Here is a 16,451-nt window from a genome sequence, read left to right as displayed (position 1 = left end):
GGCGCTCTTCCTACCGGTAGTTGGTGTACTGAAGCGGGATTCCGTACTCTTGTTCCTTGAGAAATGCGATCACTTCCTGAAGATCGTCGCGCTTGGGCGAGAAGACCCGCAGCCGGTCACCTTCGATCTGTACCTTCACCTTGATCTTCGCGTCGCGCACATCCTTGCTGATCCTCTTAGCAAGCCCAGTTTCGATGCCATTGACGAGTGCGGCTGTGATCCGGACACTCCCGCCGGATGCCGGTGCAACGTCGCCCCATGCCAGCGCCTTGAGATCGATTCCTCGCCGAACGAGCTTGGTGTTGAGTACGTCGATGACTTGCCGGGCGACGAAATCAGCCGGGGCCGCAACGGTAACTGTAGCGGCAGATTTGTCAAGCGCAATGCTCGCTCCAGACCCTTTGAGGTCGTAGCGCTGGGCGATCTCTTTTGCCGTCTGTTGCACGGCGTTGTCTACCTCCTGCATGTCGACTTCCGAGACGATGTCGAAGCTCTGGTCCTTAGCCATGGATACTCCATTCCCTTGACTGACTGTTGTGGTGCGTGCGAGGCAGTGTGGCGGACGGCTCCGGTCACTTCGCGGAAAGCACGAGCACCGGCGGGTCGCCCGAAGGTATGTCGACACTCGTGTCGTTCTTGTAGACGCTCACCGCCGAAGGGCGTCCGATCCGTAGTGACGCCTCTTCAGTGACCTCCCAATCACGTGAGTCCTCACCGATCAGAGTTCCTTCGTAGGCGATCAAGCCATCGACAGTGATCCGCATCCACGAGGCGTTGTCGGGGGCGATGGTGACGCGCAGAGTGAAGGGAACGGCTACAGCCGAGTCTGGCGCTTCGCTAGTTTCGTCTAGAGGTGCGTCGTCAGCGCCCCCTGGAGCCGTGCCAGGAAGTTCCGGTGCCGCTGCAGGGACGGTGGCTTCCGTGGAGGGGGTCGTGTTTCCGGACGGCGCTGTCTCGGTGGAGGTGGGTAGCGGCGGCGAAGGATCCGGGGCGAGCACGGCCCGCGTCACACCCCACACCGCGAGTGCTACGAGGCCAACCATGAGTGCGATCAACACGGCTACTTTGGGTGGAATGGTGTTGATGTGTGAGCGCGGTCTAACTACCGGCTCGGGTAGAACAAGATGCTGGCGGGTGCTAGAGCTCGTCTCTCGCTCGTACAGCGCGAGGAGTGGTTTAGGGTCGAGGCCGAGCAGCTTGGCGTAGTTTTGGATGTACCCGCGAACGTACGCCGGGTCGGGCAGGGCTTCGTACTCCCCTGCCTCCAGCGCGGCGAGGAGCTTGGCGCGGATGAAGGTCTTCGACTCCGCGTCGGTCAAGGCCATGCCGAGCTTTCGGCGCGCCTCTCCGAGGGTACGCCCGAGTGTCTCGGCCATCGCCTACACCTCCTTCGGATCGTCGCTCCGGTCTGATCGCTCGAACGCTTTGATGGCTTCGAGGTCCTCGACGTCGACCAGGACCTCACGTGGTTTCGAGCCGTCGGGTTGCCCGACCACGCCCTTGGACTCGAGCATGTCCATGATGCGTCCTGCACGAGCGTAACCGACTTTGAGGCGGCGTTGAAGCAGGGAGGTGGAACCGATACCTGACGTGACGACTATGTCAGCGGCTTCCCACACAAGCGGATCGTCATCATCGGCGTGGCCCATACCGCCGCCGCCCGGCGTGACTTTGAGGTGGAGGATCTCTTCGTGATACTCGGGTTCAGCTTGACCCTTCAAGTGCTCGACTACGGCGATGATCTCAGACTCGGTCAGGAACGCGCCCTGGATGCGCTTGGGCTTGTCAAGCTTAGGCGTGGAAAAGAGCATATCGCCTTCGCCAATGAGTTTCTCGGCACCTGGCTGATCGAGAATGACTCGTGAGTCGATTCCGGACGAGACTGCGAAGGCGATGCGGTTCGTGATGTTTGTCTTGATGAGGCCGGTGATGATGTCGGTGGAGGGACGCTGGGTCGCGACGACGAGATGAATGCCGGCTGCGCGAGCGAGTTGGGCAAGTCGGCAAATGGAGTCTTCGATCTCCTTCGCGGCGACCATCATCAGATCCGCGAGTTCATCGATGACGATCATGAGGTACGGCATCTCCCGTTCGCCTTCGGGCGCCGTCCCGTCCTGGACCATCGCGTTGTACGCGCCGATGTTGCGAGCACCCGCCTTCTGAAGCCGCTTGAGACGGGCATCCATCTCTCCGACCGCCCAGTGCAGTGCGCTGGCGGCTTCTTTGGGCTCTGTGACAACCGGTACGTAGAGATGGGGCACTCCGTTGTAGAGGGACAGCTCAATACGCTTCGGATCTATGAGGATGAGCCGGACCTCGGCAGGTGTCGTCCGCATCAGTATCGACATGAGCAAGGCGTTGATACACACCGACTTCCCCGTGCCTGTCGACCCTGCGATCAACAAGTGCGGCATCGTCGCGAGGTCGGCCAGAACGCTGTCTCCCGCGACGTCTTTTCCGATCGCGAGTGTGAGGGGCCCGCCACCTTGTGCTGAAGGTGCGGACAGAATGTCGCCGAGGGTCACAGTGGAGCGCTCGGCGTTGGGAACCTCGATGCCAACGAGTGACTTTCCGGGAATGGGTGCGAGGATGCGCACGGTCTGCGCGGCAAGCGCGAGAGCCAGATCATCGGCGAGTTGCGTGATACGGCTAACCTTGATGCCGCGAGAAAGCTCAATCTCGTACATGGTGACTGTTGGACCAGGAATCCAGCTTACCACCCGGGCTTGGATATCAAACGTCGCGAGGGTGTCTTCGATAAGTCGTGCGGTCGAACTCAACTCCCTGTCACTGGCGCGGGAACGGCTTGCTGACTCAGGCGTTCTGGTGAGAAGAGACGACGGGGGGACCTCAAAGCCTTCCAAGGCTTTAGGCGGGCGCGCGCGAGGCGTAGGTTGCGTCGCCTTCCGGGCCTCCAGATCTGGAGTGCCCGGCTCTTTCCTTCGTGTGGCGGCGGGCCGGGACAGCGCGTCTGTGTCGCCGAGCGGTACGGTCCTGGGTGCCCGCTCTCGCGGCAGATTCTGACGCGGAGCTGGACCGTCGCCACTTCTCGTGCCGCCAAAACGCTTTGTCGCCCACTCAACGATGCCAGAGACGGACATGCCCGCGACGACGAGACCGATGAGCATGGTTGCGCCGAGCGTGACGTAGGCGATTTCGCTGCCGAGAAGTGATCTGAGCGTCCAGGCGATAGCGGATCCAACGTAGCCGCCGTGCAGATGGACGAGTTCAGAGTCGAAGAGGGATTCAGTGGGAGAAGCCATTGCGAACATCCCGATCAGCGCGAGAAAGACGAGGCACAATCCGGCGCCAACACGACGCTCGCTGATCGCAAACGCACGGACGAAGAAGGTCAGGCCCCACACGAGGAGTAGCACCGGCACCACGAAGGAGCCAGCGCCAAAAACCTGCCTCATCGCGGTGGCAGCGGCACCGCCTACGAGTCCCGCGGACTCGTTGAGTAGAGCGATCGCGAGGGCGATGGAGATCGCGATGAGGGCGATGCCAAAGATGTCCCTCCGTGCCTCAGGACCTAGTGCGGCGTTTCGGGCGGAGTCAGGTGATCGCGCTACAGAACGTGCCCCCGTTGTCTTTGTTCGCCGGGTGCCAGTTTGCCGGGACGTCGTCTTGTCGCCACGCCTTGTCATCTTGACGCGTTCTCTCGCGGTCTCAGCTAGCCATCAACTGCCAGACTATCACGCCCGTGCCGAGCAGGGCCGTATAGATCGCGAATGGCTTGAATGAGTGTTTACGCAGGTAGGCCATGAGGCCGGCGATAGCCAGATATCCGGTGATCGCCGCGGCGGTACAACCGAAGAGTGTGGCAGCCACCCCCGGGCCTGTCTCGCCGCCCAGCATGGCGTCAACAGATTGCTTACCTGCGGCTAGCAGTATGATCGGTCCGGAGAGCAGGAAAGAGAAACGTGCGGCCTGCTCACGATTGAGCCCCAGGGCAAGACCCGCGGCCATGGTCGCACCTGAACGCGAGATGCCCGGCATGATGGCGATGCCCTGCGCAATACCCACAAGCAGCGCCTTCCCCCACCCCAGGCCCTCGGCGGGGTAGAGACTCTTGCGCGAGAGGAGATCGGCGCCCATCAAGAGTGCTGACGTACCCAGGAACGCGAAGCCGATGAAAAGCAGAGAGGCGTTCTCGAAAAAGTCACCGCCGAGAAGTCCAATCATCCCCGTGGGGATCGTGGCGACGACTACGAGCCACGCGAGGCGCTTGTCGCGGGCGCGCTCAGGGTTGCGGGAGAACGCCGCGGTCGCCATGTTGGCGAGGTCCTCTCGGAAATACACGACGACGGCTCCGAGCGTCGCGACGTGAAGCCAGGTGTCAAAGACGAGTCCAAACTGGTCAGTCCACCCAAACGCGTCTTGGAAGAGCCGAAGATGCCCGGAGGAGGATATGGGAAGGAACTCGCCGAGTCCCTGGATGACGCCGAGGAGTATCGCTATCAGAATCTCCCGCACGGGCTAAACCTCCACGATAACTGGAATGATTATTGGACGTGAGCGCGTACGTTCCCAGATGAATTGGGAGAGCGACTCTCGAATTGAGGCCTTGAGCGCTGTGATGTCGCAGGGGCCCTCCTTGGTGCTTCTTGCGATGGTCTTTACGACGCGGGCGCGGGCTTCTTCGAGGAATTGTGACTCTTCCGCACCAGCGGCCACACCGCGGACCACGAGTTCGGGCTCTCGTACCTGTCTGCCGGTCTTTGCGTCCACGGCTACCACGATCGTCGCGATGCCGTCTTGCGCAAGTGCCTGGCGGTCCTTCAAGAGAACCTGGCCTACGTTTCCGATGGACAGCCCGTCAACGTAGACTACGCCGGCCTCGACCTTCTCGGCGATTCGCGCTCCTTCGCCGTCGAGCTCGAGGCATTCACCTGCGTCGAGGACGAAGATGTTTCGCTCCGGCACCCCAACCGCGAACGCAAGATCGGCGTGTGAGTGAAGGTGGCGGGATTCTCCATGAATCGGCACGAAGTACGTCGGCGAGGTAAGGTTCAACATGAGCTTGAGCTCTTCAGCTGCGGCATGACCCGACACGTGTACGTCAGCAACACCCTTGTGCATGACATGAGCGCCTGAGTGAGTGAGACGGTTGATCACTTTAGAGACGGCTTTTTCGTTGCCGGGTACAGGCGTCGCCGAGATCACCACAGTGTCGCCTGCTTCGATGGTCACGGTCTTGTGTTCTGACATGGCCATCCGGGACAGCGCTGAGAGCGGCTCACCCTGGCTTCCCGTTGACAGCACGACGACCTTCTCGGAAGGAAGATCGTCCATGTCGTAGGCGTCTACGAGGTTTCCTTCGGCGACATCGAGGTAGCCAAGCTGGCGAGCGATACGCGTGTTGTTGATCATCGAGCGTCCGGTCACCACGACCTTCCGCCCGCACTCGACCGCCGCGTCACAGACCTGCTGAAGCCGGTGAATATGACTTGCGAACGACGCCACGATGATGCGTTGTTCCGCGGCAGCGAAGATCTCGCGCAGTGATGACCCCACAATGGCTTCGGAACGCGTGAAGCCGGGGGTTTCAGCGTTTGTGGAGTCGCTCATAAGAAGCATGACGCCCTTCTTGCCTGCGGAGGCGAGAGCGGCGTAGTCCGTCAGGCGGCCGTCAATAGGGGTCTGGTCGAGCTTGAAGTCTCCGGTGTGGACGACGTTGCCGACAGGTGTGCGGATGAACAGGGCGACACTGTCGGGAATCGAGTGGTTGACCGCCATGAAGTCCACGCCAAACGCACCTAGACTGACGTGACCGCCTGCCCTGACCTCGCGAAGTTTTGGCTTCTTGATCTTGTGCTCTTCAAGCTTCACCGCGATCAAACCAAGCGTCAGTTTGGTGCCGAGAACCGGTACCGCATGGCCAAGGTCCTTAAGGAGATACGGCAACGCGCCTGTGTGGTCCTCATGGCCGTGCGTGATGATGATGCCACGCAGCTTGTCCTTGCGCTTGAGTACGTAGCTGTAGTCGGGAAGGATCAGGTCGACCCCGGGGTGGTCGTCGTCCGGGAACATAATGCCCGCGTCGACAACGACCATGTCGTTGCCGTACTCGAACACAGTCATGTTTTTGCCAATCTCGCCGAGACCCCCAAGGGGGATCACGCGGAGGCGCTGTTTCTTCGATGTCATATGGGTGGTTTCAGCACTCCTTACTGGCGGCTACACATCCGTGCGTGCCGCCACAGTCGAGGCATCGGCGGTAGCACCGACGTCAAGGTCCGATCTCCGTTTCATCACGCGGGCAGCATGCCCACGTGTCGCATCACACGAGTCAACTCGGCTACGAGCTCATCTGTTGGCAAAACGAGCGGGAGGCGAACGGATCCCACGGGAAAGCCCATGAGTTCGAGCGCCTTTTTTACCATGATCGGGTTTGCCGTCAAAAATAGGGTCTTCATGAGCGGCAGTAGTTCGAGGTGGATGCGAAGCGCTCGGGTATGCTCGCCGCTCGCCTGCGCGTACACCATCTCTCTCATGCGGCCAGAAGCGATATTGCCGATGGTCGAGATGACGCCCGTGCCGCCAAGACCCATCAGGGGAAGTGTGACCTCGTCGTCGCCGGCGAGAACCTCGAATCCGTCTGGCGCCCCAGATATGATCGCGGCACACTGCCCAAGGTCCCCGCTCGCTTCCTTGACCGCGACTATGTTCTCACACGTGTGAGCGAGCCGGAGTGTGGTCTCGGCGGTCATGTTCACGACGCACCGCCCAGGGATGTTGTAGAGGACAACAGGCACATCAACCGAGTTCGCGATCGATTGGAAGTGCCGGTACATCCCTTCTTGAGGTGGCTTGTTGTAGTAGGGAACGACCGCCATGATCGCATCGACTCCGAGAGAGACGACATCTTGCGCGAACCGCACGGAGTCAGCTGTGCAGTTGTCGCCTGCGTTGGCGATGACCGGAGCGCGGTCTCCTACCGCCTCGAGCACCGCCCTGAACAGGTCAATCTTCTGATCGTAGAAGACCGTCGGTGATTCGCCTGTCGTTCCGCACACAACAAGAGCGTCGCTACCCTCGTCAAGAAGGCGCACGGCGAGTTCTTGCGCGCGATCGAGGTCAAGTTCGAGATCTTCATCGAAGGGTGTGACCATCGCTGTGATAATCCTGCCAAACCGCGGTGTTGCCATGAGAAACCCCTTGTGCCGGGATCAGTCCGTAGTGGCGCGGAATTCCAACTCCAACGTGGCTCATTGTGCCACAAAGCTGTGACAGCGGGATTCGCCGACCGTCCCGCGTCACACGGCCCTAGGTGTGACGTCAGTGGTCTCCACGACTTCCGAGGAGAAATCCTTCGTGCAGTGCGTGGACCGCTCGTGACGCTTCCTCGCGAGGGAGCGTCACAGAGATCGTCGTGTGACTGTCAGCGGTTTGCAGAACGGTCACACCCGCCGCCGAGAGACACTCGGCCATCCGCGCCATGACGCCTGGTACACCATGCATGCCCGCCCCGACGAGCGTCACCTTCGCCAGCCCCGCTTGCACCTGGAAGGTCAATCCGAGGGTGCTAAGGACGTCGCATGCACGCTCAAGCGACGCCTCGGACACTGAGAAGACAAGGCTCTCCCCTACCGGCGTGAACATGTCCAGTGAGATTGCGGCGTCCGCCATGGCCCGGTAGACACGCGTTTGTGCGGCCATATGCGCTCTCGTGGCCTCTGGAGCGGGCAGTGCGACCCTGATGCGGGCAACGCCGTCCGCACTCGTCACGGCGGTCGCTACACGCTCAGGCTGGTACGCCGAAATGTCGGCGACGCGTGTTCCCGGATGCTCGCTATAGGTGTTGCGCACAAGAACGGCAAGTCCGCTTGAGAGCGCTAGTTCCGCTGCGGGAGTGTGGACCACACGGGCACCGTGGCGGGACATCTGGACAAGCTCGTCAGCGCGGATCACTTCAAGGACAGTCGCGTCGCCGCACGTCTTAGGATCGGCGCTCAACACACCGTCCACGTCTGTGTAGATCTCGACCCGCTCGGCTAAGAGAGCTACCCCGAGTGCGCATGCGGTCGTGTCGCTTCCTCCCCTGCCGAGCGTGGTGAGTGCGCCATCGGCAGAAACACCCTGAAAGCCGGCGACGATGGGCACGATCCTGCTGTTAATCGCGGATAGAAGCGCCGCCGGATTGATCGATTGTATGGTGGCGGCACCGAACACCCCGTCGGTGACGATCCCGGCATCCGGGCCGGTGAACGCGCGCGCCTTGATGCCTGAAGCTCGCAGCTCATGGGCGCACACCACAGCGGAGATGATCTCGCCAGTCGCCATGAGCCAATCGCGCTCCGCCAGGTCAACGGGAAAGCCTTCGACGAGCGAAAGCAGGGTGTCGGTCGCGTATGGCGAGCCAGCGCGGCCCATAGCCGAGACGACTACGACGGGCGCCTCATCTGTGGCGAGCGCCGCAGACACGTGGCTCGAGATTGCCGAGCGGCCCTCTGCGGTGGCGACGGAGGTGCCTCCGAACTTCATGACGACCACGGGGCGAGGTTTGGAAAGTAAGTCGGCGCCGGACACGCTACATCTCCATCAGGTTCTCAAGCCCGATGACGAAACCGGTGCGCTCTCGCACCGCGCGGATCGCAAGCACGACGCCAGGCATGAACGAGGTACGGTCAATTGAGTCATGACGTATCGAGAGGGTCTGTCCCTGACCGCCGAAGAGGACTTCCTGGTGGGCGACGAGTCCGGGCAGGCGGACCGAGTGGATCGCGATCTCTTCCACGAGCGCACCCCGGGCACCCTCGAAGGTCTGGCTTTCCCTGCCAGGAATAGCAGGCGCCTCCGGGCGGGTCTCGGCGATGAGCGCTGCGGTGCGCAAGGCAGTCCCGCTTGGCGCGTCTGCCTTGCGATCGTGGTGGAGTTCGATAATCTCCACATGGGGCATGTACCGAGCCGCCTCAGCGGCGAAGCGCATCATGAGCACCGCACCGATCGCGAAGTTAGGGGCGAAGAAGACACACGTCCCTTCGGGAGCGGAAGCGGCGATGGTCTCGAGCGTGCCGACAGCAAGTCCGGTAGTGCCCACAACACAATCGATTCCCGCTGAGGCGGCCGTGCGCACGTGCGCCTCGACCGCTTCAGGGTGCGTGAAATCGACCATCACGTGCGGGCGGTGATGGTCGATAGCCGAAGAGAGATCCGCCTCGCACGTGATCGAGCCACCAGCTCCGTCCGAGATCGGTTCTTCAGCGTGTGCTGTGTCGACCGCGGCGACCACTCGCATTCCGGGTGCCGCGGTTACCGCTGCGATCACTTCCCGGCCCATTTTGCCACCGCCGCCAGAGACAAGAACATCAATCATATCCGTCACCATCCACTTCTCAGGTGATGAGGTGTTCTACTTCGGATGTGGAAAACGGGCCGATCATCGCAAGCACTCGGTCTCGCGCGAGGATGTCAGCCGTAACTCGGCGAACCGCTTGGGGATCGACGGCTTCGACGCGCGCGACGATCTCGTCTATGGAGAGTAGCTCACCGGCGGTCACCGCGCTTCTTCCGAGCCGTGTCATGCGGTTGCGGGTGCTCTCAAGTGAGAGGACGAGATGGCCCTTGATCGACTCTTTAGCTCGTTCGATCTCCGCCGGTTCGAGTCCCTCATCACGTACGCGGTCGAACTCCTCCTGTATGAGGGCGACTACCTGAGCAGCGTTCGATGGACGTGTGCCAGCGTAGACAGTGAACTGGCCGGTGTCTTGGTACTGGGCGTTGAACGAGTAGACCGAGTAGACGAGTCCCTGCTTCTCCCGGATCTCCTGGAACAGACGCGACGACATGCCCCCGCCCATGATGTGGTTGATCACGGAGAGGACGAAGCGGTCATCGTGGTGCGCCGCAAGTCCCGTCGTGCCGTAACAGATATGGGCCTGCTCGGTGTCCTTTTCGAACACGTTGAGACGGTTCGCAGACGGCGAATGGGCGGCGGGACGCTCGCTTCGCGGGCCAGCGGGAAGCTCGGCGAGATGTGACTCGACGAGTGCCACAAGAAGGTCATGGTCAACGTTGCCGGCTGCTGCGACTACGCAGTTCCCGGTGAGATAGTGGCGGCGGCGAAACTCGATCGAAGCAGCATGGTCAAACACGCCTACGGTCTCGCGGTTGCCAAGAATAGACAATCCAATGGGATGCTCAGGCCATAGCGTCCGCCCAAACAGCTCGTGGATATGATCGTCCGGAGTGTCTTCCATCCGTGCGATCTCTTCGATTACAACCTGGCGTTCTTTTGCGCACGCCTCATCGGCGAGGGTTGCTCGGCATACCATGTCCGAAAGAATCTCTACCGCGGTAGGCAGATGCTCGTCGAGCATGCGGGAGTAGTAGCACGTGTATTCCTTGCTGGTGAACGCGTTGAGCTCAGCACCGATACCGTCGAACGCCTCAGAGACCTGGGCAGCTGTGCGCGTCGGCGTACCCTTAAACATCATGTGTTCCATGAAGTGAGACATACCGGCCTCGGCGGGCGTCTCGTCACGACTCCCTACCGAGAACCAGATGCCAAGCGCGACAGACCGGACCGAGTCGATCGATTCGGTCAGCACGGTCACTCCGTTTTCAAGACGCGTCGAACGGTAGAACACGTTCGCCGTCCCCTAGTGGCGGCGGCGCGGTCTACGACCGTCTCCGCCGCCATCCCTACGAGGTCCGCGATTGCTGTCGCCCTCGCTGGAGTTGGTTTCAGACCGCCCGGATCCGGTGGAGCCGACAGGCGCGTCGGGCTTGTCAAGACGGTCAAGGGAGATCTTTCCGCGCTCGTCGATGTCGAGGATCTCGACTTCCACCTCATCACCTACGGCAAGTACGTCCTCAACCTTCTCCACACGGCCTTTGGCGACGCGGGAGATGTGAAGAAGTCCATCTTTGCCGGGTGTGAGCTCAATGAAGGCGCCGAACGCTTGGATTGAGACGACGCGGCCCTTGTAGCGCTCGCCAACCTCCGGGACCTTCACGATCATCTGGATACGTCGAACGGCTTCCTCGCCACCCTGGTCGCGGGAGGCAACGAAGATGGTTCCGTCTTCCTGGATGTCGATGTGCGCTCCGGTTTCGTCTTGGATGCCGCGAATGACCTTGCCGCCGGATCCGATGACGTCCCTGATCTTGTCACTGGGGATTTTGATCGTGAGGATTCGCGGAGCGTAAAGGGAAAGCTCGCCGCGGGGCGAGTCGATCGCTTCGAGCATCTTGCTGAGAATATGCGCCCGTCCGGCGTTTGCCTGGTGCAGCGCGGTCTTGAGGACCTCGTAGGACAGGCCCTTGGCCTTGTTGTCCATCTGAAGCGCGGTGATTCCCTTTTCGGTACCGGCGACTTTGAAGTCCATGTCACCGAGGAAGTCCTCAACCCCCTGGATATCCGAGAGGACCGCGACTTCGTCACCCTCTTTGATCAGTCCCATGGCGATGCCGGAAACCGGCGCCGATATCGGCACCCCAGCGTCCATGAGCGCGAGTGTCGAACCGCAGACAGAGCCCATCGAGCTCGAGCCGTTGGATTCGAGGACCTCGCTCACGATCCGGATGGTGTACGGGAATACGTCTTCGGCCGGAAGAACCGGTACGAGCGCGCGCTCGGCGAGCGCGCCGTGACCGATCTCGCGGCGCTTCGGGCCGCGCATGAACCCGGTCTCGCCGGTGCAAAACGGCGGGAAGTTGTAGTGGTGGAGGTAGCGCTTGCCCTCGGTGACATCGATCGTGTCGATCCGCTGCCATTCGGAGAGCATGCCGAGGGTGAGTACCGAAAGGACTTGGGTCTGTCCGCGGGTGAACAGACCGGAGCCGTGCGCGCGTGGGAGGTACCCCGCGATCGATGTGACCTGCCTAACCTCGTCGACGCGACGTCCATCGACGCGCTCTCCCTCGGTGAGCACCATTCGGCGCATCGTGCTCTTCTCAAGCTCCTTGAGAAGCGTCTTGATGTCTTTGCCGTCAGCGGCGAGCTCTTCTCCGGTGAACGTGGCGAGGATCTCATCTTTGACAGCGGCGACGCCGTCCTGACGTGAGTGCTTATCGGGGTTGTGCAGGGCTGCGCGCATCTTCTCGGAGCCGTCGGCAAAGACTCGCTCGCGCAACGACTCGGCGATGGTGTAGAGCGGGACTTCCATCGGGACCACGTTGCACTCGGCAAGCAAGACCTCTTGCGCCGAGCAGAACTCGGCGATCGCCTGCTGGGCGAAGGTAAGCGCGGCGAGCATGTCGGTCTCGGAGACCTCGTACGCCCCTGCCTCGATCATGTAGATCGCGTCACGCGAACCGCCGACCACGAGATCGAGATCAGACTCTTCAAGCTCGTCAAAGGTGGGGTTGACGACGAACTCGCCGTCTACGCGAGCGATTCGGACACCGGCGAGCGGGCCCTCAAACGGGATGCCCGCGACGAGCAGTGCCGCTGAGGCTCCCATGATGCTGATGGCGTCGGGCTGATGCACCTGGTCCGCCGAGAGAACCGTAGCGATGATCTGGACTTCGTTACGGAAACCGTCAGCAAACGCAGAGCGAAGCGGCCGGTCGATCATGCGAGCGGTGAGCACGGCCTTCTCGCTCGGGCGAGCCTCGCGCTTGATGAACCCTCCGGGGAGCTTGCCGGCGGCGTACATGCGCTCCTCGAAATCAACGGTCAGAGGGAAGAAGTCAAGATCCTTGGGGTGACGCGAGGCTGTGGCCGTGACGAGCACCATGGTGTCGCCCTGGCGGACCACGACCGCACCACCTGCCTGTTTTGCGAGTTCGCCGGTCTCGAGCACGTACTCCTTACCAAACAGTTCGAACCGCTTGACGATCTTAGACATGCTTCACATTCCTCTGCCTCTTCACCTCCACGCCCCGTGCGCGAGGTCCTCTGGACCGCCAGGCGCATCCGGCGCCTAGCAGTAAGAAGGCGGGAGGACACCTCCCGCCTTCGGTTTCCCTATCGTTCTTACCCTCTCAGCCCCAGCTTCGCAACGATGGCGCGGTAGCGCTCGATATCGTTGTTCTTGAGATACCGGAGCAGGCGGCGGCGCTGTCCTACGAGTCTTAGCAGTCCGCGGCGGGTGTGGTGGTCCTTTTTGTGGATCTTCAGATGCTCCGTGAGTTCAGAGATGCGCGTACTAAGTAGCGCGACCTGTACTTCCGGTGAGCCGGTGTCGCCCTCTGTCCGAGCGTGCTCGGAGACAATCTGGGCGATGACTTCCTTGGACAACGACATGAGCTAGTTCACCATTCTCTCTGGATTCGCCTCCATCCGCGATCGCCGTCGGTGAGTCGGCGATCCCTGACGAAGGTAGTGACACAACCCGTGAAGTTTAGCACATCCGTTAACGAAGCACGTACGTAAGAACGAGCGCGAGGATGACGATGAGAGCGATTCCTCCCGTTACCGGCCGCATCCAGCCGGTAGGACCGCTTCAACACGCGCCGTACTGGTGAACGTGCTCAAACTCTCGTGCGGCATCGTCGAACTCGTCGATCGTAGGTCCGTCGAGCTCATCCCACCTCGTGCTTGCTGGATCGACGTCATCGGCCGCAAGACGCTCCGCCTGCTCAAGCGTCCAGAGGTCGATTCCGTGCTCGGTCCACGGGTCGGGAGGCATGTCATCGTATGGCGCGTGAGGATCGCTTGTGTGGCGGCCGTCCGTCACGGGGTACTCCCTCCTGTTAAGAGTATACGGACTCGTTCGAGGTCAGCCAGTATGGCGGACGCTAGCCCTTCAGGATTCTCGAACGCCCGCTGGTCACGGAGCCGCTCATGGAAGTTCAATGTTACGTCAGACCCCCTGAGTTCTCCATCGAAGCCGAGCAGGTGAGCTTCGAGAGTGTCCCGCGCTTCCGGGAACGTAGGGGGCGTACCGACCGAGATTCCTGCAGGAAACGAGCGGGAGTCCACCGAGACGTATCCGGCGTAGACACCGTTCGCCGGAAGGGCGCTGAACTCCCTCGGTGCGATGTTGGCGGTTGGTATGCCGAGAAGTGAGGCGCCCTGCCCTCGGCCGTGTACCACGCGTCCACTGACACGGTGCGCTCTTCCGAGGAGCGCCGCGGCCGCGCTCACGTCTCCTTCGGCGACAAGCGCACGGATGCGTGTCGAGGTAACTGGCAGATCGCCCGTCTCTACAAGTTCGTGTCCTGAAACGGCGAAGCCCCGCAGTGCACCGATGGAACTGAGCGTGCGAACGTCTCCCTGGGCACGGTGGCCAAAATGGAAATCCGATCCGACATGTATCGCGACAGGGTCGAGGGCCGAAAGTACGATGCCGTCGATGAACCGGGCCGGTGGCATGTGGGCGATGCGCAGATCGAAGGGAATCACGAGCACGATGTCCGCCCCAGCCTCTGCGATAAGGGCGCACTTGTCTTCTACGGTAAGCAACTGCGGTGGTGCGCTTTCGGGAGAGATCACCTGGCCGGGGTGGCGATCGAAGGTAACGGCCACAGCCGGGCATCCGCGCCGCGTCGCATCCGAAGTTGCAGCGTGGAGAAGCGCTTGGTGCCCGATGTGCACGCCGTCAAAGACGCCAATCGCTACCACGACGCGCCCTAGGCGCGACATGCCGTCGGAGTAGGTCATGAGCCGCATCGAGCGACACCTCCCGGCAAAACCACAGAAGGGCGGTAGCCGTGGAGAGAGTGGTCCCACTCATGGATGGCGAGCAAGCGTGACGCGGTGGTGACGGCGATTCGCGGGCCGGCGTGAGCGACACCGGTGAGCGGAGATCCCGTCTCTACCAGACTTGCCGTGTGCGGATCCACCGTGACGACCGGAAGTCCGAGGGCTTGGATGGGATCGGCGAACAGTCGCGCGATGCTGAAGCCAGCCTCTCTTACCGCGTCGAGCCGGTTGGCGGAGTCAAGGTTGACATTGCCTGCTGCCGTGCGTCGAAGTGCGCCGAGGTGGGCGGCGGTGCCCTGCGCTTCTCCCAAATCGCGCGCGACCGCGCGGATGTAGGTGCCTTTGGATACTGTCACAGCGATACGCCAGGTGACCGGAGGGCCGCAATCGAGGGAGACGAGTCGAGCGGCTGAGATCACGACGCTACGCGGGGTAAGAACGAGCGGGGCGCCCGAGCGTGCGGCTTCATACGCTTTCACTCCTCCTTGCTTAATAGCCGAGAAGTCCGGCGGCATCTGGTTGTGTGTTCCGATGAGTGTGGCTACCACATGCCGTGCGTATTCGTGGACGGCAAGATCATCTGGCACCATCGCAGTGCGAACGGGTTCGCCTTGTGCGTCGTCGGTTGTGGTTGCCGTGCCGAAAACCACGTCAGCGAGGTAGGTCTTATCGGCGGCGATAAGATACGGTGCGAGCCGGGTCGAGGGGCCAACGAGCGCGAGGAGCAAACCGGTAGCGGCGGGATCGAGCGTGCCCGCGTGACCGGCTCGCCTCTCCCCGGTCACGTGTCTTATCACAGAGACCACGTCGTGGCTCGTCATCCCGGCAGGCTTGTCGACCGGGAGGATTCCGGAGATGCCCGTGGGAGCTCCCCGGCGGCCCATCAGATGGAACCGCCTCCCGGTAGGGCGTCGAGGAGCGGCGGAAGAAGCGCGTCCACAGGGCCGTCGAACGTGAATCCGGCCGCTGGCACGTGCCCACCTCCTCCAAATCGCCTGGCGACGGCGCTGACGTCGAAGTCCGTCTTCGATCTGAGGTTCACACGTACGTGGTCTGGATGCACTCGAAGCAATATGGCGACGTCTACGCCCCCAAGCGCGCGTAAGGTGTCGACAAGGTGTTCCGTTTCGGCAGGTTGCGCTCCGGTTTCGGCGTAGTCGCCATCGGTTATCCAGGAGTACGCGACACGTCCGCCATGGTGAATTGACAGTCTTGACACCACGCGCGCCTCGAGCCTGAGTGAGGCCATCGATCTGTTTTCGTAGACGAGCCGGTGTGCTTCAGCGACGTTGGCGCCCGCCTCAACCATCGCGGCACCGTCACGTAGCGCATCGGGGGTCGTGTTCGAGTACGAGAAACGTCCTGTGTCGGTCGCAAGGGCGACCCAGCAACACAGGGCGACGTCAGGTGTTGGCGTGAGGTTGAGAGCTTCGATGATCCGCCACACCATCTGGCCGCTTGCGGCGGCTTCCGGATCGACAACGTTGAGATCGCCAAAACGTGTGTTGTCGGGATGGTGATCACAGACGATTCTCAAATCGGCCTTCGCGAACAGATCCGCGGCCATGCCGAGACGCTCGGGGTTGGGCGTGTCAAGCGCTACGAACACCTCCGGAGGCGCGAGCGTCGCTGCCGGGACGCACAGCGCGAATCCTGGCAGAAACGAGTAGGTGAAAGGTGGAGGGGCATCATCAGCGAGTGCGGGCACGGCGGCGATTCCGAGACTTTGCAGGGCAAGGGTGAGCCCGAGCATCGAACCGATAGCGTCCCCATCCGGTTTGACGTGCGATCCGATCACCACGGAAGAGGCTTTACGCAGCGCTGCCGCGATGTGCCGATACTCAGCGAGCATCGC

15 protein-coding genes are annotated in these 16,451 nt (G+C 61.8%); all 15 read right to left on the bottom strand.

Translation table 11 applies throughout. From position 1 onward, the window contains the following. Positions 1-10 precede the first annotated feature (10 nt). Positions 11-508 (bottom strand): YajQ family cyclic di-GMP-binding protein, encoded by a 498-nt coding sequence (locus KGZ40_06645; protein MBS3957189.1) that lies wholly within the window; start codon positions 506-508, stop codon positions 11-13. Positions 509-572: 64 nt separating this feature from the next. Then, positions 573-1,376 (bottom strand): helix-turn-helix domain-containing protein, encoded by an 804-nt coding sequence (locus tag KGZ40_06640; GenBank protein MBS3957188.1) that lies wholly within the window; start codon positions 1,374-1,376, stop codon positions 573-575. Between the two features lie 3 nt (positions 1,377-1,379). Then, positions 1,380-3,647: a DNA translocase FtsK 4TM domain-containing protein gene (locus KGZ40_06635; protein MBS3957187.1), complete on the bottom strand. Its 2,268-nt coding sequence runs from the start codon at positions 3,645-3,647 to the stop codon at positions 1,380-1,382. 22 nt (positions 3,648-3,669) lie between these two features. Further along, positions 3,670-4,476 carry an undecaprenyl-diphosphate phosphatase gene (locus KGZ40_06630; protein MBS3957186.1) on the bottom strand — a complete coding sequence of 269 codons (807 nt, stop codon included), beginning with the start codon at positions 4,474-4,476 and terminating at the stop codon, positions 3,670-3,672. A gap of 3 nt (positions 4,477-4,479) precedes the next feature. Next, the gene (locus tag KGZ40_06625; protein ID MBS3957185.1) at positions 4,480-6,150 is read right to left on the bottom strand and encodes a ribonuclease J; all 1,671 of its coding nucleotides are present in this window, start codon (positions 6,148-6,150) and stop codon (positions 4,480-4,482) included. A gap of 104 nt (positions 6,151-6,254) precedes the next feature. After that, on the bottom strand, positions 6,255-7,151 hold the full coding sequence (dapA, locus tag KGZ40_06620) for a 4-hydroxy-tetrahydrodipicolinate synthase (protein ID MBS3957184.1): 897 nt from the start codon (positions 7,149-7,151) through the stop codon (positions 6,255-6,257). A gap of 130 nt (positions 7,152-7,281) precedes the next feature. Further along, on the bottom strand, positions 7,282-8,487 hold the full coding sequence (locus tag KGZ40_06615) for an aspartate kinase (GenBank protein MBS3957183.1): 1,206 nt from the start codon (positions 8,485-8,487) through the stop codon (positions 7,282-7,284). Positions 8,488-8,533: 46 nt separating this feature from the next. Next, entirely contained in the window at positions 8,534-9,319 is a 786-nt protein-coding gene (locus KGZ40_06610; GenBank protein ID MBS3957182.1) for a 4-hydroxy-tetrahydrodipicolinate reductase, read from the bottom strand. A 19-nt stretch (positions 9,320-9,338) separates the two neighbouring features. After that, the gene (locus tag KGZ40_06605; protein ID MBS3957181.1) at positions 9,339-10,592 is read right to left on the bottom strand and encodes an insulinase family protein; all 1,254 of its coding nucleotides are present in this window, start codon (positions 10,590-10,592) and stop codon (positions 9,339-9,341) included. 12 nt (positions 10,593-10,604) lie between these two features. Beyond that, positions 10,605-12,788, bottom strand: coding sequence for a polyribonucleotide nucleotidyltransferase (locus KGZ40_06600; GenBank protein MBS3957180.1), 2,184 nt, complete (start codon positions 12,786-12,788; stop codon positions 10,605-10,607). A gap of 137 nt (positions 12,789-12,925) precedes the next feature. Beyond that, positions 12,926-13,195: a 30S ribosomal protein S15 gene (rpsO, locus tag KGZ40_06595; GenBank protein ID MBS3957179.1), complete on the bottom strand. Its 270-nt coding sequence runs from the start codon at positions 13,193-13,195 to the stop codon at positions 12,926-12,928. A gap of 199 nt (positions 13,196-13,394) precedes the next feature. Further along, complete coding sequence (locus tag KGZ40_06590; protein MBS3957178.1) at positions 13,395-13,628, bottom strand: hypothetical protein; 234 nt, start codon at positions 13,626-13,628, stop codon at positions 13,395-13,397. Then, positions 13,625-14,563 carry a riboflavin biosynthesis protein RibF gene (ribF, locus tag KGZ40_06585; GenBank protein ID MBS3957177.1) on the bottom strand — a complete coding sequence of 313 codons (939 nt, stop codon included), beginning with the start codon at positions 14,561-14,563 and terminating at the stop codon, positions 13,625-13,627. The genes KGZ40_06590 and ribF overlap by 4 nt, the downstream gene beginning before the upstream one ends. Further along, positions 14,551-15,480 carry a tRNA pseudouridine(55) synthase TruB gene (truB, locus tag KGZ40_06580; protein MBS3957176.1) on the bottom strand — a complete coding sequence of 310 codons (930 nt, stop codon included), beginning with the start codon at positions 15,478-15,480 and terminating at the stop codon, positions 14,551-14,553. Before truB ends, ribF begins: the two co-directional genes overlap by 13 nt. After that, positions 15,480-16,448, bottom strand: coding sequence for a bifunctional oligoribonuclease/PAP phosphatase NrnA (locus KGZ40_06575; protein ID MBS3957175.1), 969 nt, complete (start codon positions 16,446-16,448; stop codon positions 15,480-15,482). Before KGZ40_06575 ends, truB begins: the two co-directional genes overlap by 1 nt. Positions 16,449-16,451: the final 3 nt, after the last annotated feature.

Source organism: Clostridiales bacterium, assembly GCA_018333995.1.
Lineage (GTDB): Bacteria > Actinomycetota > Coriobacteriia > Anaerosomatales > SLCP01 > JAGXSG01.
The sequence above is the reverse complement of the archived record's forward strand: the minus strand, read 5'-3'. Positions and strand labels throughout refer to the sequence as shown.

What these genes read in the sequence shown, in the direction of transcription:
- KGZ40_06645 (MBS3957189.1), bottom strand. Translation starts at nt 508, where the DNA reads ATGGCTAAGGACCAGAGCTTCGACATCGTCTCGGAAGTCGACATGCAG.
- KGZ40_06640 (MBS3957188.1), bottom strand. Translation starts at nt 1,376, where the DNA reads ATGGCCGAGACACTCGGGCGTACCCTCGGAGAGGCGCGCCGAAAGCTC.
- KGZ40_06635 (MBS3957187.1), bottom strand. Translation starts at nt 3,647, where the DNA reads ATGACAAGGCGTGGCGACAAGACGACGTCCCGGCAAACTGGCACCCGG.
- KGZ40_06625 (MBS3957185.1), bottom strand. Translation starts at nt 6,150, where the DNA reads ATGACATCGAAGAAACAGCGCCTCCGCGTGATCCCCCTTGGGGGTCTC.
- dapA (MBS3957184.1), bottom strand. Translation starts at nt 7,151, where the DNA reads ATGGCAACACCGCGGTTTGGCAGGATTATCACAGCGATGGTCACACCC.
- KGZ40_06615 (MBS3957183.1), bottom strand. Translation starts at nt 8,487, where the DNA reads ATGAAGTTCGGAGGCACCTCCGTCGCCACCGCAGAGGGCCGCTCGGCA.
- KGZ40_06610 (MBS3957182.1), bottom strand. Translation starts at nt 9,319, where the DNA reads ATGATTGATGTTCTTGTCTCTGGCGGCGGTGGCAAAATGGGCCGGGAA.
- rpsO (MBS3957179.1), bottom strand. Translation starts at nt 13,195, where the DNA reads ATGTCGTTGTCCAAGGAAGTCATCGCCCAGATTGTCTCCGAGCACGCT.
- ribF (MBS3957177.1), bottom strand. Translation starts at nt 14,563, where the DNA reads ATGCGGCTCATGACCTACTCCGACGGCATGTCGCGCCTAGGGCGCGTC.
- truB (MBS3957176.1), bottom strand. Translation starts at nt 15,480, where the DNA reads ATGGGCCGCCGGGGAGCTCCCACGGGCATCTCCGGAATCCTCCCGGTC.
- KGZ40_06575 (MBS3957175.1), bottom strand. Translation starts at nt 16,448, where the DNA reads ATGCTCGCTGAGTATCGGCACATCGCGGCAGCGCTGCGTAAAGCCTCT.